Source organism: Streptomyces thermolilacinus SPC6, from assembly GCF_000478605.2.
In the GTDB taxonomy this organism is placed as follows: Bacteria; Actinomycetota; Actinomycetes; order Streptomycetales; family Streptomycetaceae; genus Streptomyces; species Streptomyces thermolilacinus.
Genome location: NZ_ASHX02000001.1, coordinates 3,022,718 through 3,041,845 on the forward strand (window position 1 = coordinate 3,022,718; position 19,128 = coordinate 3,041,845).

General features: G+C 69.1%; 11 protein-coding genes and 3 rRNA genes. 7 read left to right on the forward strand and 7 right to left on the reverse strand.

Annotated elements, in window-relative coordinates; all coding sequences use genetic code 11:
• Positions 1 to 3: 3 nt before the first annotated feature.
• Positions 4 to 1,413, forward strand: a complete 1,410-nt coding sequence (locus tag J116_RS12970) for an ATP-binding protein (protein WP_028964004.1) — start codon at positions 4 to 6, stop codon at positions 1,411 to 1,413.
• A gap of 2 nt (positions 1,414 to 1,415) precedes the next feature.
• Positions 1,416 to 3,062: a type IV secretory system conjugative DNA transfer family protein gene (locus J116_RS12975; RefSeq protein WP_235617343.1), complete on the forward strand. Its 1,647-nt coding sequence runs from the start codon at positions 1,416 to 1,418 to the stop codon at positions 3,060 to 3,062.
• Between the two features lie 92 nt (positions 3,063 to 3,154).
• Here J116_RS12975 and J116_RS12980 read toward each other — a convergent pair whose 3' ends face one another.
• Positions 3,155 to 3,727, reverse strand: a complete 573-nt coding sequence (locus J116_RS12980; RefSeq protein WP_023587506.1) for a GNAT family N-acetyltransferase — start codon at positions 3,725 to 3,727, stop codon at positions 3,155 to 3,157.
• Positions 3,728 to 3,860: 133 nt separating this feature from the next.
• Between J116_RS12980 and J116_RS12985 the strand changes: the two genes are divergently transcribed.
• The 4 genes from J116_RS12985 to J116_RS13000 are packed head-to-tail and all read left to right on the forward strand — an operon-like array spanning position 3,861 to position 7,529.
• A complete protein-coding gene (locus tag J116_RS12985; protein WP_023587507.1) occupies positions 3,861 to 4,775 on the forward strand; it encodes an ABC transporter ATP-binding protein in 915 nt (304 codons plus the stop codon).
• Entirely contained in the window at positions 4,772 to 5,578 is an 807-nt protein-coding gene (locus tag J116_RS12990; RefSeq protein ID WP_023587508.1) for an ABC transporter permease subunit, read from the forward strand. The genes J116_RS12985 and J116_RS12990 overlap by 4 nt, the downstream gene beginning before the upstream one ends.
• Positions 5,579 to 5,604: 26 nt before the next feature.
• Complete coding sequence (locus J116_RS12995) at positions 5,605 to 6,864, forward strand: sensor histidine kinase (RefSeq protein ID WP_023587509.1); 1,260 nt, start codon at positions 5,605 to 5,607, stop codon at positions 6,862 to 6,864.
• Positions 6,861 to 7,529 (forward strand): response regulator, encoded by a 669-nt coding sequence (locus J116_RS13000; RefSeq protein ID WP_023587510.1) that lies wholly within the window; start codon positions 6,861 to 6,863, stop codon positions 7,527 to 7,529. Before J116_RS12995 ends, J116_RS13000 begins: the two co-directional genes overlap by 4 nt.
• 119 nt (positions 7,530 to 7,648) lie before the next feature.
• On the opposite strand, the gene rrf is transcribed toward J116_RS13000, so the two are convergent.
• From rrf to J116_RS13020, 4 genes are all read right to left on the reverse strand, one after another.
• A 5S ribosomal RNA gene (gene rrf, locus J116_RS13005) occupies positions 7,649 to 7,765 on the reverse strand.
• A 75-nt stretch (positions 7,766 to 7,840) separates the two neighbouring features.
• A 23S ribosomal RNA gene (locus J116_RS13010) occupies positions 7,841 to 10,962 on the reverse strand.
• Between the two features lie 313 nt (positions 10,963 to 11,275).
• Positions 11,276 to 12,803: ribosomal RNA gene (locus J116_RS13015) — 16S ribosomal RNA — on the reverse strand.
• Together the 16S, 23S and 5S rRNA genes form the textbook arrangement of a ribosomal RNA operon.
• A 656-nt stretch (positions 12,804 to 13,459) precedes the next feature.
• Complete coding sequence (locus tag J116_RS13020) at positions 13,460 to 14,014, reverse strand: MarR family winged helix-turn-helix transcriptional regulator (RefSeq protein WP_023587511.1); 555 nt, start codon at positions 14,012 to 14,014, stop codon at positions 13,460 to 13,462.
• A gap of 142 nt (positions 14,015 to 14,156) precedes the next feature.
• Here J116_RS13020 and J116_RS13025 point away from each other — a divergent pair, with 142 nt between their 5' ends.
• Positions 14,157 to 15,434 carry an MFS transporter gene (locus tag J116_RS13025; RefSeq protein WP_201258848.1) on the forward strand — a complete coding sequence of 426 codons (1,278 nt, stop codon included), beginning with the start codon at positions 14,157 to 14,159 and terminating at the stop codon, positions 15,432 to 15,434.
• Positions 15,435 to 15,444: 10 nt separating this feature from the next.
• Here the strand turns inward: J116_RS13025 and J116_RS13030 are convergent, their stop codons facing one another.
• Together J116_RS13030 and J116_RS13035 are read right to left on the reverse strand one after the other, a co-directional pair.
• A complete protein-coding gene (locus J116_RS13030; protein ID WP_023587513.1) occupies positions 15,445 to 17,178 on the reverse strand; it encodes an ATP-binding SpoIIE family protein phosphatase in 1,734 nt (577 codons plus the stop codon).
• 107 nt (positions 17,179 to 17,285) lie between these two features.
• On the reverse strand, positions 17,286 to 18,884 hold the full coding sequence (locus J116_RS13035; RefSeq protein ID WP_079147717.1) for an NAD(P)/FAD-dependent oxidoreductase: 1,599 nt from the start codon (positions 18,882 to 18,884) through the stop codon (positions 17,286 to 17,288).
• Positions 18,885 to 19,128: the final 244 nt, after the last annotated feature.

The window sequence follows — 19,128 nt, forward strand, 5'->3', positions numbered from 1 at the left end:
ATGATGCGCGATCCGCTGTCCGTCCTCACCGAAGCCTTCACCTCCTTCCTCTTCGGGAAGGTGGAGACCACCCGCCTGCCCGTCCGCACCTCCACCGGCCAGGCCCAGGCCGTCTACCTGCCGACCGCCGCGCCCGGCCTGGGCGACTCCGGCGTGATCATCGGCCGCGAGGTGTACAGCGGCAAGGGGTACATCTACGACCCGTTCCAGCTGTACGGGCAGCAGCTCCCCGCCCCCCACTGGCTGGTCCTCGGCGAGTCCGGCAACGGCAAGTCGGCGCTGGAGAAGACGTACGTGCTCCGCCAGCTCCGCTTCCGCGACCGGCAGGTCGTCGTGCTCGACGCGCAGGGCGAGGACGGCGTCGGCGAGTGGAACCTCATCGCCGAGCAGCTGGGCATCACGCCCATCCGCCTCGACCCGATGGCCGCCCTCGACGACGGCATCCGCCTCAACCCGCTCGACCCGTCCATCACCACGACCGGCCAGCTGGCCCTGCTGCGCACCATCATCGAGGTCGCGATGGGCCACGGCCTGGACGAGCGGTCCGGCTTCGCGCTGAAGGTCGCCCACGCGTACGTCAGCGACACGATCACCGACCGGCAGCCCGTCCTCACCGACATCGTGGAGCAGCTCCGCCACCCGGAGCCCGAGTCGGCGCACGCGATGAACGTGGACATAGACGACGTACGGGCCTGGGGCCTCGACGTGGCGCTGGTCCTCGACCGGCTCGTCGACGGTGACCTGCGCGGCATGTTCGACGGGCCGACGACCGTCGGCATCGACCTCGACGCGCCGCTGATCGTCTTCGACCTGTCGCACATCGACCGCAACTCCATCGCCATGCCGATCCTGATGGCGATCGTCGGCGTCTGGCTGGAGCACACCTGGATCCGCCCCGACCGGAAGAAGCGCATCTTCCTGGTCGAGGAGGCGTGGCACATCATCAACAGCCCGTTCGTGGCGCAGCTGTTCCAGCGGCTGCTGAAGTTCGGGCGGCGCCTCGGCCTGTCCTTCGTCGCCGTCGTCCACCACCTCAGCGACGTGGTCGACGGGGCGGCGGCACGGGAGGCGGCGGCGATCCTCAAGATGGCCTCCACCCGCACCATCTACGCCCAGAAGGCCGACGAGGCGCGGGCAACCGGGCGCGTGCTCGGCCTGCCCCGCTGGGCCGTGGAGATCATCCCGACGCTGACGCCGGGCATCGCGGTCTGGGACGTCAACGGCAACGTACAGGTGGTCAAACACCTGATCACCGAGGCCGAACGGCCCCTCGTCTACACCGACCGCGCCATGACCGAGTCCGCCCCGCCCGAGCTGCCCGACGACCTGAAGGCCGCCGAGTGGGAGGCGGAGCAGCGTGCGGCCCTGATGGAGCGGCAGATGAACGGCTCGCCCGAGTCGACGGTGGCGTGAGCATGAACGGTACGCGGGGACCCGGGCCGGGCGGCGGTGCCGGGGCGGGTCCGGGTGCGGGTCCGGGGCCCGGTGCTCAGCGGGGCGGCGGGAGTGGCGGGGGCGGCATCCCCGACGGGCTCCTCGTGGGGCTGCTGGGCCTCCTGCTCGGCATGACACTGATGGTGTGGACGGCGACCGGACTTGCCGGGCTGTTCGCGCACGGCTCCTGGCCGCGCGGCGTCACCTTCACCCGCACTCCGCTGGCGCTGCGCCACCTGATCGCCGACCCGCGCGACCTGGCGGGCGCGTGGCCGCTGACGCCGGCCGATCAGCTCCCCGGGTACGGGGTGTTCTGGGGGCTGCTGATCGGCGAACTGATGGTCGCGGCGGTGCTGGCCGTGTTCGTGATCGGTACGGTGGCCCGCTGGCGTGCGGTACGGGCGGCCGCCCGCGCCGCCCGGCACGGCCACCAGGGCGGGGCGGCGGCCACGGCAACGGCGTCCGAGGCGCCCGCCCCGACGACGGCACCCCGGACGGCACCCGCCCCCGAACCCGTACGGGACCCCGTAGGGGAACATCGAGCACCCTTGGGGGACCCCGTACGGGAGCCCCGTACGGCCGCCCTCGAAGCGGCACCGCTCACCACGACACCGCACGACTTCAGCACCCCGGCCCCCACCGCCGCGCACGCCACCGCCCCGGCACCCGCCGTCCTCCCGGCGCCCCGCGCCCCCGCGCCGCGCCTCGTCTACGGCGACCGCGCCGCCCGTCGCCCCCGCGCCCTCCAGGCCGTGCTGGACGCCGAAGGCCCCGCGCTCGTCGTCACGTCCGACCCCGCCCTGTGGGCCGACACGAAGGACGCCCGCGCCAAGCTGGGCCCCGTCCTCCTGTACGACCCGGGCCACCTCTGCGACAGCCCGGCCCGCCTCCACTGGTCGCCCGCCGACGGCTGCGAGGACACCGCCACGGCCGCCGCCCGCGCCGCCGCGCTCCTCGCCCCCGTACGGCCCCGGGCACGCGTGGACGCCGCTGTCGCCGACACCGCCGAGACGCTGCTGCGCTGCTGGCTGCACGCGGCGGCCGTCGACGGACGCCCGTTCAAGCAAATCCACCGCTGGGCGCACCACCCCGGCACGGCCCACGAGCCGGTACGCGTCCTGCGTACCCACCCCAAGGCCACCAACAGCCACGCCGGGCTGCTGGAGTCCGCGCTCACCGCCTACCCCGAACGCCGCGACGCCGCGCGGGCACTGACGGCCCGTGCGCTGACCGCGCTGTCGCTGGTCCACATCCGCGAGGCCTGCACCCCGAACCGAACCGACGCCCTGACCTTGGAATCATTCGCCGCCGAAGGGGGAACCCTTTACGTGGTGGGCGAACCGATCGAGGACCCCCGGACCGACCCCGGGGCGATGCCCCTCCTGACCGCCCTCGCCTCGCACGTGGTCGAGCACGGCCGCCGCATGGCCGCACGGTCATCCGACGGTCGGCTCGACCCACCAATGACCGTCGTCCTCGACGACGTCGCCGCCGTCGCCCCGCTCCCGCGCGTCCCGGAGCTCCTCGCGACCGGCCACGACCAGGGCCTCCCGACGCTCGTACTGCTCCGCTCCCAGGAGCAGGCCCGCGCCCGCTGGCAGACCCCCCTCGCCGCACCGGCCCCCTGAGCACCCCCACCACCCCGGCGGCAGCGGCCCCTGGTACCCCGGCGACGGAGGCACCCCCCCTGGTACCCCAGCGGGGCCCGGCCCCCAGTCCCCTAGTTCCCCGCGCACGCGCTCGGGCGCCGCATCTCGTACTCCTGCTCCACCGCGCCCGGCCCGCCCTCCACCGGCAGCGCCCGCCCCGTCGGCCGGAACGCCGCCTTCCGGTACAGCGCCGCCGCCCGCGCGTTCCGCTCGTGGACGTACAGCCGCACCCGCCGCACCACCGGGTCGGACAGCGACCACGACCAGTCCACCGCCGCCCACAGCAGCTTCTCCGCCACGCCGACCCCGCGCGCCTCGGGCCGCAGGTACACGCCCACCAGGTGCGTCTGGTCCTCCTCCGGCACCTCGCCGAACACCACGTCGGCGCCCCGCCGTTCCACCAGCGCCGTCACCGACCCGACCAGCCGCCCGCCGGACGCGACCGCCACGAACTGCCGCGCGGTGCCACTGCCCTCCGCGGCCCCCTCTGTGCGCTCACGCCAGAACGCGTCCGGCCGCGCCGCCGCGGCCTCGTACGTATCCAGGAAGGCGAGCGGCGCGACCGGGTCCCGCAACGCCGCCAGCCGCAGCTCCCGCACCGCACGCCACTCCTCGGCCCGCACGGGCCGCACCACATACGTCATCCCCCGATACTTCCCACCGCCCCGGCCCCCGGGCAACCGCATAAACCCCGTCATACCCCGGTACGACTCCACAGCGCGCGCTCCCGCCCCGGGTCGGACGCCCCGCGGCGCCCCGCTCCCTAGCGTCGAAGGCATGATCCGGGCACATGACCTCACCAAGACGTACGGCGCGAGAACCGCCGTCCAGGACCTGACCTTCACCGTCCGCCCCGGCACCGTCACCGGTTTCCTCGGCCCCAACGGCGCGGGCAAGTCCACCACCCTGCGCATGCTCCTCGGCCTGGACGCGCCGACCCGCGGCCGCGCCACCGTCAACGGCCGCTCGTACGCCTCCCACCCGGCGCCCCTCACCCAGGTCGGCGCCCTCCTGGAGGCCCGCTCCGTCCACCCCGGCCGCACCGCCCGCGCCCACCTCCACTCCCTCGCCCTCACCCACGGCCTGCCACGCCGCCGCGTCACCGAGGTACTGGAGCTGGCCGGCCTGACGGGCGTCGCGGACCGCCGGGTGAAGGGCTTCAGCCTCGGCATGGGCCAGCGCCTCGGCATCGCGTCCGCCCTGCTCGGCGACCCGGCGACGCTCGTCCTGGACGAGCCGGTCAACGGCCTCGACCCGGAGGGCGTCCTGTGGATGCGCACCCTCCTGCGCTCCCTCGCCTCCGAGGGCCGCACCGTCCTCATCTCCTCGCACCTGATGTCCGAGATGGCCCTCACCGCCGACCACCTGATCGTCATCGGCCGCGGCCGGCTCCTCGCGGACACGTCCGTCGACGACCTCGTACGGCGCTCCGGCGCCCGTACCGTCCGCGTCGTCACCCCGCAAGCGGAGGACCTCGGCCGGGCGCTCCTCGCCGAACACCCGCACGCCGAGGTCACCGTCGACGGCCCGGACGCTCTGGACGTACGGGGTGTGGACGCGCCGCACATCGGCCGCACCGCCGCCGGGAGGGCGATCCCCCTGTACGAGCTGACGCCCCGCGACCCGTCACTGGAGCAGGCGTTCATGGACCTCACCCGCGACACCGTCGAGTACCAGGGAGCCACCGCGTGACCACCGCCGAAACCCTCCCCGCCCCGGAGACGGCCTCCCCCTACGGAGTGACCCCGAGCCGGATCCTGCGCTCGGAGTGGTTCAAGCTCCGCTCGCTGCGCTCCACCCGCGTCACGGCCGCGACCGCCGTGCTCCTGGTGCTCGCCGTCGCCCTGCTGATGGGCGGCACCTACGAGTCCGTCGGCGGCGACTCGGACATCGACCCGGTGGTGCTGGTCCTCCAGGGCACCCTCCTGTCGCAGATCTGCCTCGCCGTCCTCGGCATCCTCGTCACGGCCGGGGAGTACGCGACGGGCTCCATCCGCGCGACGCTGACCGCCGTACCGGCCCGCCTCCCCGTCCTGTGGGCGAAGGCTGCCGTCTTCACCGCCACGGCGTTCACCCTCAGCCTCGTCACCGCCCTGGTCGCCTACCCGGCGGCGCAGGCGCTCCTCGCCGACACCGACAAGGCGGGCTCGCTGTGGGACGACGGGGTGCTCGCCGCGCTGGCGGGGAACTCCGCGGGGGTCACCCTGATCGCTCTGATCGCCCTGGGCCTGGGCGCGCTGCTCCGCTCGGTGCCGGGCGCGCTCGGCGTGTTCATCGGCGGTGTCGTGATCGTCCCGGAGATCCTGGGCGCACTCCCGTACGAGGTGACGGAGCAGGCGCTGCGGTACTTCCCCACGCAGGCCGTGCACGCGCTCGGCTCGTCCACCCCGCTGCCGGGCGCGGCATCGCCGGGCGCCGCGCTGCTGGCGCTGCTGCTGTGGGCGGGCGGCACGCTGGCGCTGGCGGCTGCGCTGCTGAAACGACGCGACGTGTGACGGCTTCCCGTACGAGGATGGGCGGCATGGAACAACAGACGGGCGGCGTCGGGACGTTGACGGCACGGGTGCAGTCGGTGCTGCACCGGGTGCGGGCGTTCGACCGGCGCCGCCCGCTCGTGTGGGACGCGGCTCTGACGGGCTTCTTCGTGCTGGCCGCGCTGATCGACGCGCGGGGCGGGTGGCGGAACATCGCCGCGGACCCGGACGTGCCGCCCGACCTGGTGGTGGCGTTGAGCCTGGTGCTGTCGGTGCCGCTGCTGTGGCGCCGCCGGAGCCCGCTGGCGGTCCTGTTGGTGATGGCCCCGGCGGCGCTGGTCAGCCAGTGGACGGGGGCGCTGCTCCAGGCGGCGCTGATCCAGCTCGTGGTCGTGTTCAACATGGCGCTGCGGCTCCCGCTGCGCCGGTTGTGGTGGGCGCTGGCGCTGCTGGTGCCGCCGCTGGTGGTGGGCGCGGTGCGGTTCCCGCGGGGCTCCTGGGATCAGTTGATCGTCGCGCCGTTGTGGGCGTACGCGCTGGTGGCGCTGGGCGCGGTGGTCGTGCGGACGCGGCAGGAGTACACGGCGTCGCTGGTGGAGCGGGCACGCCGGCTGGAGGTGGAGCGCGACCAGCAGGCCCGGCTGGCGGCCGCGGCGGAGCGGGCCCGTATCGCGCGGGAGATGCACGACATCATCGGCCACAACCTGTCGGTGATCACGGGCCTGGCGGACGGCGGCCGGTACGCGGCGGCGAAGTCGCCGGAGCGGGCGGCGCAGGCGCTGGACGGTATCGCGACGACGAGCCGTCAGGCCCTGACGGAGCTGCGCCGCCTGCTGGGTGTCCTGCGCGACGAGCCGCCCGCCCCGGGTTCGCCCCCGGAGCTTTCCCCGCAGCCGGCGCTCGCCGATCTGGACCAGCTCCTGGAGGGCGTACGGGCGGCCGGCCTGCCGGTGCGCTTCACCGTCCGCGGTGACCCCGCGCCCCTGCCGCCGGGCCGTCAGCTGACGGTGTACCGGGTGGTGCAGGAGGCCCTGACGAACACGCTGAAGCACGCGGGCCCGGGCGCGACGGCGTCGGTGGAGGTGTCGTACGAGGGCGGGGCGGGTGTCGCGGTCTCGGTGACCGACTCGGGCCCGGCCTTGCGGGGTGCGGCCCCGGCTGGCGGTGACCGCCCCGGGGGCCGGGGTCTGACGGGCATGCGGGAGCGTGCCGCGCTGTACGACGGGACGCTCGAAGCCGGTCCTGTGCCCGCCCCGTCGGGGGGCTGGCGTGTCCATCTGTCTCTGCCGAAGGATTCCGTGACGTGACGACCGTGCTCATCGTGGACGACCAGCCGTTGCAGCGGTTCGGTTTCCGCATGCTCCTGGAGAGCCAGGACGACGTGGTGGTGGCCGGTGAGGCCGGGACGGGTGCGGAGGCGGTGCGTCTGGCGGCCGAGCTGCGCCCGGATGTGGCGCTGATGGACATCCGCATGCCGGGCATGGACGGGATCGAGGCGACGCGCCGGATCGTGGCGTCGGGCGGCCGGACGCGGGTGCTGATCCTCACGACGTTCGATCTGGACGAGTACGCGTACGCGGGGCTGCGGGCCGGCGCGAGCGGGTTCCTGCTGAAGGACGCCCAGCCGGAGGACGTCCTGTCGGGCGTACGGGCGGTGGCGTCGGGCGACGCGGTGGTGGCGCCGCGGCTGACGCGACGGCTGCTGGACGCGTACGCCCGGCATTTGCCGACGGTGCCGGGGGCGGCGCCCGCACCGGACCCGCGGCTGGCGTCGCTGACGGAGCGGGAGCGGGAGATCCTCACGGTGATCGGCCGGGGCTGGACGAACACGGAGATCGCCGAGCGGTTCCACCTGGCCGAGTCGACGGTGAAGACCCATGTGGGCCGCATCCTGGCGAAGACGGGGTCGAGGGACCGGGTGCAGGCGGTGATCCTGGCGTACGACACCCGCCTGGTGCGCCCGGAGTCGTAGGACGCGGGGGCCGGCCTGCCCGGCCCCGGCGGTCCGGAAACGGTCCCGGCGGTCCGGAAACGGTCCCGGAAATGCGAAAAGCCCCGCATCATCAGATGCGGGGCTTCCCGTCACAATTTGTTCGGCGGCGTCCTACTCTCCCACAGGGTCCCCCCTGCAGTACCATCGGCGCTGAAAGGCTTAGCTTCCGGGTTCGGAATGTAACCGGGCGTTTCCCTAACGCTATGACCACCGAAACACTATGAAGATGAACTCAACCAGCCAAACGGGAGTTCGTTACTTCAGAACTAACACAGTGGACGCGAGCAACTGAGGACAAGCCCTCGGCCTATTAGTACCGGTCAACTCCACCCATCACTGGGCTTCCATATCCGGCCTATCAACCCAGTCGTCTACTGGGAGCCTTACCCTCTCAAGGAGGTGGGAATACTCATCTCGAAGCAGGCTTCCCGCTTAGATGCTTTCAGCGGTTATCCCTCCCGAACGTAGCCAACCAGCCATGCCCTTGGCAGAACAACTGGCACACCAGAGGTTCGTCCGTCCCGGTCCTCTCGTACTAGGGACAGCCCTTCTCAATATTCCTACGCGCACAGCGGATAGGGACCGAACTGTCTCACGACGTTCTAAACCCAGCTCGCGTACCGCTTTAATGGGCGAACAGCCCAACCCTTGGGACCGACTCCAGCCCCAGGATGCGACGAGCCGACATCGAGGTGCCAAACCATCCCGTCGATATGGACTCTTGGGGAAGATCAGCCTGTTATCCCCGGGGTACCTTTTATCCGTTGAGCGACGGCGCTTCCACAAGCCACCGCCGGATCACTAGTCCCGACTTTCGTCCCTGCTCGACCCGTCGGTCTCACAGTCAAGCTCCCTTGTGCACTTACACTCAACACCTGATTGCCAACCAGGCTGAGGGAACCTTTGGGCGCCTCCGTTACCCTTTAGGAGGCAACCGCCCCAGTTAAACTACCCATCAGACACTGTCCCTGATCCGGATCACGGACCCAGGTTAGACATCCAGCACGACCAGAGTGGTATTTCAACGGCGACTCCACCATGACTGGCGTCACAGCTTCAAAGTCTCCCACCTATCCTACACAAGCCGAACCGAACACCAATATCAAACTGTAGTAAAGGTCCCGGGGTCTTTCCGTCCTGCTGCGCGAAACGAGCATCTTTACTCGTAGTGCAATTTCACCGGGCCTATGGTTGAGACAGTCGAGAAGTCGTTACGCCATTCGTGCAGGTCGGAACTTACCCGACAAGGAATTTCGCTACCTTAGGATGGTTATAGTTACCACCGCCGTTTACTGGCGCTTAAGTTCTCAGCTTCGCCTGGACGAATCCAAGCTAACCGGTCCCCTTAACGTTCCAGCACCGGGCAGGCGTCAGTCCGTATACATCGCCTTACGGCTTCGCACGGACCTGTGTTTTTAGTAAACAGTCGCTTCTCGCTGGTCTCTGCGGCCACCCCCAGCTCCGGAGGTAAACTCCATCACCAGGCGTGGCCCCCCTTCTCCCGAAGTTACGGGGGCATTTTGCCGAGTTCCTTAACCATAGTTCACCCGAACGCCTCGGTATTCTCTACCTGACCACCTGAGTCGGTTTAGGGTACGGGCCGCCATGAAACTCGCTAGAGGCTTTTCTCGACAGCATAGGATCATCCACTTCACCACAATCGGCTCGGCATCAGGTCTCAGACTATGTGTCACGCGGATTTGCCTACGTGACGTCCTACACCCTTACCCCGGGACAACCACCGCCCGGGCTGGACTACCTTCCTGCGTCACCCCATCGCTCACCTACTACCAGTCTGGGCCACCGGCTCCACCACTCCGTGCTTGTCCGAAGACGCACACGGCGGTTTCACGGGCTTAGCATCGCTGGGTTCAGCGCTGGCGCTTCAAAGCGGGTACCGGAATATCAACCGGTTGTCCATCGACTACGCCTGTCGGCCTCGCCTTAGGTCCCGACTTACCCTGGGCAGATCAGCTTGACCCAGGAACCCTTAGTCAATCGGCGCACACGTTTCTCACGTGTGTATCGCTACTCATGCCTGCATTCTCACTCGTGAACCGTCCACAACTCGCTTCCGCGGCTGCTTCACCCGGCACACGACGCTCCCCTACCCATCCCAGCGGGCGTTGGCCCTCATGCTGGAATGACACGACTTCGGCGGTACGCTTGAGCCCCGCTACATTGTCGGCGCGGAATCACTTGACCAGTGAGCTATTACGCACTCTTTCAAGGGTGGCTGCTTCTAAGCCAACCTCCTGGTTGTCTCTGCGACTCCACATCCTTTCCCACTTAGCGTACGCTTAGGGGCCTTAGTCGATGCTCTGGGCTGTTTCCCTCTCGACCATGGAGCTTATCCCCCACAGTCTCACTGCCGCGCTCTCACTTACCGGCATTCGGAGTTTGGCTAAGGTCAGTAACCCGGTAGGGCCCATCGCCTATCCAGTGCTCTACCTCCGGCAAGAAACACACGACGCTGCACCTAAATGCATTTCGGGGAGAACCAGCTATCACGGAGTTTGATTGGCCTTTCACCCCTAACCACAGGTCATCCCCCAGGTTTTCAACCCTGGTGGGTTCGGTCCTCCACGAAGTCTTACCTCCGCTTCAACCTGCCCATGGCTAGATCACTCCGCTTCGGGTCTTGAGCGCGCTACTGAATCGCCCTGTTCGGACTCGCTTTCGCTACGGCTTCCCCACACGGGTTAACCTCGCAACACACCGCAAACTCGCAGGCTCATTCTTCAAAAGGCACGCAGTCACGACCCACATCCGAAGATGTGAGCGACGCTCCCACGGCTTGTAGGCACACGGTTTCAGGTACTATTTCACTCCGCTCCCGCGGTACTTTTCACCATTCCCTCACGGTACTATCCGCTATCGGTCACCAGGCAATATTTAGGCTTAGCGGGTGGTCCCGCCAGATTCACACGGGATTTCTCGGGCCCCGTGCTACTTGGGTGTCTCTCAAACGAGCCGTCAATGTTTCAGCTACGGGGGTCTTACCCTCTACGCCGGACCTTTCGCATGTCCTTCGCCTACATCAACGGTTTCTGACTCGTCTCACGGCCGGCAGACCGTGAAAGAGAGATCCCACAACCCCGCATGCGCAACCCCTGCCGGGTATCACACGCATACGGTTTGGCCTCATCCGGTTTCGCTCGCCACTACTCCCGGAATCACGGTTGTTTTCTCTTCCTGAGGGTACTGAGATGTTTCACTTCCCCTCGTTCCCTCCACTTACCCTATGTGTTCAGGTAAGGGTGACAGCCCATGACGACTGCCGGGTTTCCCCATTCGGACACCCCCGGATCAAAGCTTGGTTGACAGCTCCCCGGGGCCTATCGCGGCCTCCCACGTCCTTCATCGGTTCCTGGTGCCAAGGCATCCACCGTGCGCCCTTAAAAACTTGGCCACAGATGCTCGCGTCCACTGTGCAGTTCTCAAGCAACGACCAGCCACCCATCACCCCACCGCAACCGCGGCGAGTTCACTGGGGCCGGCGTTCGAAGGGCGAGCAGCGCTCGCACCCTCAGACACCCAACAGCGCGCCCGACCCGGTCCCTGTCCGGAGATCATGCGTTCCACGCTCTTACGAGCAGTACTAGCAGCCTCCGGCCCAGTTGCCTGGCCGAATAGTCAACGTTCCACCCATGAGCAACCAGCATCAGACATTCGCTGATGTACTGGCCCCTGGACCACTTGCGTGGTCTAGAAGTGCTCCTTAGAAAGGAGGTGATCCAGCCGCACCTTCCGGTACGGCTACCTTGTTACGACTTCGTCCCAATCGCCAGTCCCACCTTCGACAGCTCCCTCCCACAAGGGGTTGGGCCACCGGCTTCGGGTGTTACCGACTTTCGTGACGTGACGGGCGGTGTGTACAAGGCCCGGGAACGTATTCACCGCAGCAATGCTGATCTGCGATTACTAGCGACTCCGACTTCATGGGGTCGAGTTGCAGACCCCAATCCGAACTGAGACCGGCTTTTTGAGATTCGCTCCACCTCACGGTATCGCAGCTCTTTGTACCGGCCATTGTAGCACGTGTGCAGCCCAAGACATAAGGGGCATGATGACTTGACGTCGTCCCCACCTTCCTCCGAGTTGACCCCGGCGGTCTCCCGTGAGTCCCCAGCACCACAAGGGCCTGCTGGCAACACGGGACAAGGGTTGCGCTCGTTGCGGGACTTAACCCAACATCTCACGACACGAGCTGACGACAGCCATGCACCACCTGTACACCGACCACAAGGGGGCACCCATCTCTGGGTGTTTCCGGTGTATGTCAAGCCTTGGTAAGGTTCTTCGCGTTGCGTCGAATTAAGCCACATGCTCCGCCGCTTGTGCGGGCCCCCGTCAATTCCTTTGAGTTTTAGCCTTGCGGCCGTACTCCCCAGGCGGGGAACTTAATGCGTTAGCTGCGGCACGGACGACGTGGAATGTCGCCCACACCTAGTTCCCAACGTTTACGGCGTGGACTACCAGGGTATCTAATCCTGTTCGCTCCCCACGCTTTCGCTCCTCAGCGTCAGTATCGGCCCAGAGATCCGCCTTCGCCACCGGTGTTCCTCCTGATATCTGCGCATTTCACCGCTACACCAGGAATTCCGATCTCCCCTACCGAACTCTAGCCTGCCCGTATCGAATGCAGACCCGGGGTTAAGCCCCGGGCTTTCACATCCGACGCGACAAGCCGCCTACGAGCTCTTTACGCCCAATAATTCCGGACAACGCTTGCGCCCTACGTATTACCGCGGCTGCTGGCACGTAGTTAGCCGGCGCTTCTTCTGCAGGTACCGTCACTTTCGCTTCTTCCCTGCTGAAAGAGGTTTACAACCCGAAGGCCGTCATCCCTCACGCGGCGTCGCTGCATCAGGCTTTCGCCCATTGTGCAATATTCCCCACTGCTGCCTCCCGTAGGAGTCTGGGCCGTGTCTCAGTCCCAGTGTGGCCGGTCGCCCTCTCAGGCCGGCTACCCGTCGTCGCCTTGGTGAGCCGTTACCTCACCAACAAGCTGATAGGCCGCGGGCTCATCCTGCACCGCCGGAGCTTTCCACCACCATCAGATGCCTGAAGTGGTCGTATCCGGTATTAGACCCCGTTTCCAGGGCTTGTCCCAGAGTGCAGGGCAGATTGCCCACGTGTTACTCACCCGTTCGCCACTAATCCCCCACCGAAGTGGGTTCATCGTTCGACTTGCATGTGTTAAGCACGCCGCCAGCGTTCGTCCTGAGCCAGGATCAAACTCTCCGTGAATGCTTCCGGGTTATCCCGGTGACACTCGCGTTGAGCGGAACCCGAAGGAGGAATAGTCCTTCCGGTTCTCAGCGTCCTCGCTGTGTTTTTTCAAAGGAACCTCGTCTCAGAGAGACGGGGTTATCAACATATCTGGCGTTGACTTTTGGCACGCTGTTGAGTTCTCAAGGAACGGACGCTTCCTTTGTACTCACCCTCAGTTCCCTGCGGGCTTTCCTCCGGGCGCTTCCCTTCGGTGTTTCCAGCTTAGCAGATCCGTTTTCCGTTTCTGCCACCCGCTGGAGCGGGCTGCCGGGCCGTTCTTCGCTTTCGCGCTTTCCCTTTCCGGCGGTTCCGACTCTATCAGATCCTTTCGGGCCTGACCCCCAGTCAGCGGGGTTTGTCCTCGCGGCCGTTGGGCCGTTCCGACGTTTCAAACTCTAGCTGATTTCCCCGGCTGCTCATAATCGAGCCGCTGGAATGAATTACGGCATGCCGAAATCCACCCCGTGAGGAGATCGTGCTTGGGTTTGATTGCCGCTTTTCGCGGCGGAGTGGCTGCCACAGAACCGGTCCGGCTCCGCGACAACCCGAAGAACTTTACGGACCGTCGAGGGCCGTGTCAAGCCCCCGCCACGGCCGACCGGACACCGGTCTCGCGCCCGCCTGACCGCCTGTCAGCCGTCCAGGTCCGTGAGCCTGCCGCCCGCGTCAGGCTGGGCGTGCTCCACCCGGCGCAGCAGCCTGGTCAGCAGCTCTCCGAGGACGCCCCGCTCGTCCCCCGAGAGGTCCTGGAGCAGGTCACCCTCGAACGAGGTGGCCATGCGCATGGCCTCCAGCCACTTGGCGCGGCCCTCGTCGGTCAGCTCCACGATGACCCGCACCCGGTTGTTCTCGTCCCGGTCCCGGGTCACAAGACCCTCGCCGGCCATCCGGTCGATGCGGTGGGTCATCGCGGCCGGGGTGAGGCCCAGGCGCTTCGCCAGTTCGCTCGGCCCCATCCGGTAGGGAGCGCCCGCGAGGACGAGCGTCTTCAGGACCTCCCACTCGGCGTTGCTGATGCCGAGCTCGGCGAGCTGGCGTCCGTACGCCACGTTCATCCGCCGGTTGAGCCGGCCGAGCGCCGAGACGACCTGCTCGACCTGGGGGTCCAGGTCGCGGTACTCGCGCTGATAGGCGGCGATCTGCTCGTCGAGGCTCGGCTCGACGCTCGGTTCCTGGGCTTCGGGCATGCCGAGGAGTATCCCATGGCCCGCTTGGCTTCAAAGTCCTTCAGTGTGTACAGTTAAGGTTCGAAATTTAGCATTGAAGTCTTCGGGCTTCAGTCCTACGAACTTGAAGTGGGTGAGTGTGTCCAAGGCGAAGGGCGCGGCGATGCGCCGGATCCAGGCGGGCAACGCGCTGAGCGCGTTCGGGCTCGGGTTCACCGTTCCGTATCTGTATGTGTACGTGGCTCAGGTGCGGGAGCTGGGCGCCGGTGCGGCCGGTGCCGTGCTGGCGGTCTTCGCCATGGCTGCTCTCGCCGTGCTGCCGTTCACCGGCAGGACCATCGACCGCCGCGGCCCGCTCCCCGTGCTGGTCGGGGCGGCGCTGCTGGCGGCGGTCGGCGCGCTCGCCATGGGCGTGGCCGGCAGCGTGGCCGCCGTCGTCGGGGCCGCGGCGGTGCTCGGAGCCGGTACGGCCGTGATGCAGCCCGCGCTCGCCACGATGATCGTCTGGAGCTCGGCGCCCGACGACCGTACGCGCGCGTTCGCCCTTCAGTTCTTCCTCCAGAACCTGGGCCTCGGCGTCGGCGGGCTGATCGGCGGCCAGCTGGTGGACGAGAGCCGCCCCAGCAGCTTCCTGCTGCTGTTCTCCATCGAGGCGGCCATGTTCGTGGTCCTCGCGGTCATCGCGGCGACGGTGCGCATGCCCCGTACCCCCGCCATCGCGGACGCCCGGCCCGGCCACGCGGACGGCAAGGGCGCGGGCGGGCTGCGGGCCCTGCTCGGGCACAAGGCCATGGTGCAGCTGTGCGTGCTGGGGTTCGTGCTGTTCTTCGCCTGCTACGGGCAGTTCGAGTCGGGTCTCGCCGCGTACGGCACGGAGGCCGCCGGGATCGAGCCCTCGACGCTCGGGATGGCGCTGGCCGCCAACACGGCCGTCATCGTCGTCGCCCAGTTCCTGGTGCTGCGGTACGTGGAGCGGGCGAGCCGTACGCGGGTCATCGCCGCCGTGGGGCTGATCTGGGCCTTCGCGTGGCTGATCGCCGGGTACGCGGGGCTCGGGCACGGCAGCCAGGCCATGGCGACGGCGGCGTTCATCACCACGTACGGGCTGTTCGGGCTCGGTGAGGCGATGCTGTCGCCGACCGTGGCGCCCCTGGTCGCCGATCTGGCGCCGGAGTCCGCGGTGGGCCAGTACAACTCGGCGTTCGCCCTGGTGAAGCAGCTCGCGCTGGCTGTCGGTCCCGCCGTGGGCGGGCCGATGGGCGCGTCGCTGCACGCGCCGTACATCGTGACGTTCGTGCTGTTCTCGCTGGGCATCAGCGTGCTCGCGGTGCGGCTCGGCCGGGGGCTCACCCCGGCGCAGGACCACCCGTACGCGGTGGCCAGGTCGCGGGTCGTGGCCCGGCACGCGCCCGAGGAGCGGGCCGTCGAGGCGGCCGCCTGACCGGTCCGGGTCAGCCCGGCAGGGCGAACTCGCACCACACGGCCTTGCCGCCGCCCGGTGTGCGGCGGCAGCCCCAGGACGAGGCGATCGTGGCGATGATCGAGATGCCGCGACCCGCCTCGTCCTCCGTTTCGGCGCGGCGGCGGCGCGGCAGGTGGTCGTCGCCGTCCGTCACCTCGATGATCAGCCGCCGGTCGGTGCGGCGCAGGCGCAGCCGCATCGGCGGTGTGCCGTGCTGGAGGGAGTTCGCGACCAGCTCGCTGGTGGCGAGGACGCCCAGGTCGCGCAGCTCCACCGGGAAGCGCCAGCTGGCCAGCACCCCGGACGCGAAGGCGCGCGCGCGTGGGGCCGCCTCGACACCGCCCAGCAGGTCCAGCGCGGCGTTGTGGAACAGCTCCGCGTCGGCGCCCGTACGGGACGGGTGCTGGAGGACGAGGACCGCCACGTCGTCGTCGTGGTCGGCGTTCACGCCCAGGGCGCGCAGCAGGCGGTCGCAGACGACCGGCGGGGCGCCGGTCGCGCCGGACAGGGCGCGCTCCAGGGCGGCGACGCCCTCGTCGATGTCCTCGCCGCGCCGCTCGACCAGGCCGTCCGTGTAGAGGACGGCGGTGGAGCCGGGCGGGAGGGCGATCGTGCCGGACGTGTGCAGCCAGCCGCCCGTGCCGAGCGGCGGGCCCGTGGGGTCGGCGGCGCGGCGGACGGTGCCGTCCTCGTCGCGTACGAGGATCGGCAGGTGCCCGGCGGAGGCGTAGACGAGGCGGCCCTCGTTGGGGTCGTGGACCGCGTACACGCAGGTGGCGATCTGGCTGGCGTCGATCTCGGCGGCCAGGCCGTCCAGCAGCTGGAGCACCTCGTGGGGCGGGAGGTCCAGGCGCGCGTAGGCACGGACGGCGGTGCGGAGCTGGCCCATGACGGCGGCGGCGCGCACGCCGCGCCCCATGACGTCGCCGATGACGAGCGCGGTGCGGCCGGCGCCGAGGGTGATGACGTCGTACCAGTCGCCACCGACCGCCGCGTCCGCGCCGCCCGGCTGGTAGGTGGCGGCGACCCGCAGGTCGTCGGGCTGCTCCAGCTCCTGCGGCAGGAGGGAGCGCTGGAGGGTGACGGCGGTCTCGCGGTGGCGGCGCTCGCTGGCGCGGAGCCGCTCGGCCGCCTCGGCGTGGTCGGTGACGTCGGCGGCGTGGACCAGGACGCCGCCGCCCCGCTGCTCGGGGTGGCCGTGGTGGGCGGGGACGTCCACGGGGAGGCAGGACACCGTGTACGAGCCGCCGCTCCTGGTACGGCGGGACTTGACCGTGCGCGGCTTGCCGCTGCGCAGGACCTGGTCCATCAGCGGGAGGAGGCCAAGGTCGTCCAGCTCGGGGCAGTTGTGGGCGACGGTGCCGCCAGGGGTGCGGGGCCCGAAGGCGGCGGCGTAGGCGTCGTTCACGTAGGCGAGGCGGTGGTCCGTGCCGTACGTGAGGGCGACGAGACCCGGGAGGTGACCGAGGAGCTCCCGCACGGAGAAGTCCTCCAGCGCGGGGGGCGCGGGGCGTGCGCCGGGCGCGGGTGGTGCGCCGGGTGTGCCGGGGGGCTCCGCCGGGTCGTCGTCGGCGCCGGGCGCGGGGCGCTGCCCGTACGCGCCGCGCGCCGCGGGCACGGAGCCTTCACCGCGCTGTGCCGGCGAGCTCCCGGGGTCGGTGCGGCGCGCGGCGGCGCGGCGCTGCGTACCGGGGAAGCGGGCGCTCCAACGCGTGAAGTTCACGGATCTCTATGCCTCGTGGTGTCGTTGCCGTGGGGAGTCACTCTGTGCAGGTGTGGGCCCACCTATGGTCACACGTCCAGTGTGACGGAGCGCACTGACAGGGGGTGTCAATCGGTCGCCGGGCCGGGGATCCCGGGGTCGCGCGCGCCCCCTTGGCCACCGGTGTCCCGCGTGTCCCGTGTGTCCCGCCTGCCCTGCGTGTCTTTCGGGGCGCCGGTGTCTCTCGCGTCCCTCGAGTTTCCCGTGCCGCCGATGCCGCCGGTGCCGGTCTGGTCGGCCGTGTCGTGGGCGTCGGGGGACGAGTCGGCGGTGACGGCCGTGTCCGGCGGGGGCGGCGGCGGTCCCGCGGCCTGCGCGAACTCCGCGCGCGGGTGCTCCAGCGAGCCGAGGGACACGATCTCGCGCTTGAACAGTCCGGCGAGCGTCCACTCGGCCATCACGCGCGCCTTGCGGTTGAAGGTGGGGATGCGGCTGAGGTGGTACGCGCGGTGCATGAACCAGGCCGGGTAGCCCTTCAGCTTGCGCCCGTAGACGTGTGCGACGCCCTTGTGGAGGCCGAGCGACGCGACGGAACCGGCGTACCGGTGCGCGTACCGCCGCGGTGTGCCGCCCCGCAGGGACGCCACGAGGTTCTCGGCGAGGACCTTCGCCTGCCGTACGGCGTGCTGGGCGTTGGGGGCGCACTCGCGGCCCGTTTCGGACGCGGTGACGTCCGGGACGGCGGCGGCGTCGCCCGCTGCCCAGGCGTGCTCGACGCCCTCGACGGTGAGGTGGGGGGTGCAGCGGAGGCGGCCGCGCTCGTTGAGCGGCAGGTCGGTCGAGGCGAGAACGGGTGCCGGTTTGACGCCTGCCGTCCACACGACCGTACGGGTGGGGAAGCGGCTGCCGTCGCTGAGGACGGCGACGCGGTCCACGCACGACTCGAGGCGGGTCTCCAGGCGTACGTCGATGTTCCGCGCGCGCAGTTCCCGCACCGTGTAGCGGCCCATCTCCTCGCCGACCTCGGGCAGGATGCGGTCGCTGGCCTCGACGAGGACCCACTTCAGGTCCTCCGGCTTGATGTTGTGGTAGTACCGCGAGGTGTAGCGGGCCATGTCCTCCAGCTCGCCGAGCGCCTCCACACCGGCGAACCCGCCGCCGACGAAGACGAACGTGAGCGCGGCGTCCCGGATGGCCGGGTCGCGCGTGGAGGAGGCGATGTCCATCTGCTCGATGACGTGGTTGCGCAGGCCGATGGCCTCCTCGACCGTCTTGAAGCCGATGCCGTGGTCGGCGAGGCCGGGGACGGGCAGGGTGCGCGAGATGGAGCCGGGCGCGAGGACCAGCTCGTCGTAGCCGAGCTCCAGCGGGCCCGCCGCCTCCTCCTCTGTGGCGAGGGTCGCGACGACTGCCGTGCGCTTGGCGTGGTCGATGGACGTCACCTCGCCGATGACGATCCTGCAGTGGTCCAGGACCCGGCGCAGCGGTACGACGACATGGCGCGGGGAGATGTTCCCGGCCGCCGCCTCGGGCAGGAAGGGCTGGTACGTCATGTACGGGTCGGGCGTCACCACGACCACCTCGACCGCGCCGCTCCTCATCTCGGCCTTGAGCTGCCGCTGGAGGCGCAGGGCGGTGTACATGCCGACGTAACCACCGCCGACGACGAGAACGCGCACGCGTGCCGGGGATTCGTCGGTTCCCCTCGGGATTGCAGCCGTCACCATCCCATGACGCAACGGCCCCGGGGGTTTGTCCACAGGCCCGACCGAATTGTGTGACTGGAGGGTCGGCCCTGTGGAGGGCGCGGGACGGGGTGTTGGAGGGTGGGATTCCGCAGGTCGGAGGGGGTGCGGAGGGGGCCGCGCGGGTGGGGAAACGGGAGTCTTCCGGGCCTTGCTCCGATCGGGGGGCGCACCGGACGGAACTACCCCTTCTGAATTGACTGCCTCTCAACTATGTTCGTATCTC

What these genes read in the sequence shown, in the direction of transcription:
- J116_RS12970 (WP_028964004.1), top strand. Translation starts at nt 4, where the DNA reads ATGCGCGATCCGCTGTCCGTCCTCACCGAAGCCTTCACCTCCTTCCTC.
- J116_RS12975 (WP_235617343.1), top strand. Translation starts at nt 1,416, where the DNA reads ATGAACGGTACGCGGGGACCCGGGCCGGGCGGCGGTGCCGGGGCGGGT.
- J116_RS12980 (WP_023587506.1), bottom strand. Translation starts at nt 3,727, where the DNA reads ATGACGTATGTGGTGCGGCCCGTGCGGGCCGAGGAGTGGCGTGCGGTG.
- J116_RS12985 (WP_023587507.1), top strand. Translation starts at nt 3,861, where the DNA reads ATGATCCGGGCACATGACCTCACCAAGACGTACGGCGCGAGAACCGCC.
- J116_RS12995 (WP_023587509.1), top strand. Translation starts at nt 5,605, where the DNA reads ATGGAACAACAGACGGGCGGCGTCGGGACGTTGACGGCACGGGTGCAG.
- J116_RS13020 (WP_023587511.1), bottom strand. Translation starts at nt 14,014, where the DNA reads ATGCCCGAAGCCCAGGAACCGAGCGTCGAGCCGAGCCTCGACGAGCAG.
- J116_RS13025 (WP_201258848.1), top strand. Translation starts at nt 14,157, where the DNA reads ATGCGCCGGATCCAGGCGGGCAACGCGCTGAGCGCGTTCGGGCTCGGG.
- J116_RS13035 (WP_079147717.1), bottom strand. Translation starts at nt 18,884, where the DNA reads ATGGTGACGGCTGCAATCCCGAGGGGAACCGACGAATCCCCGGCACGC.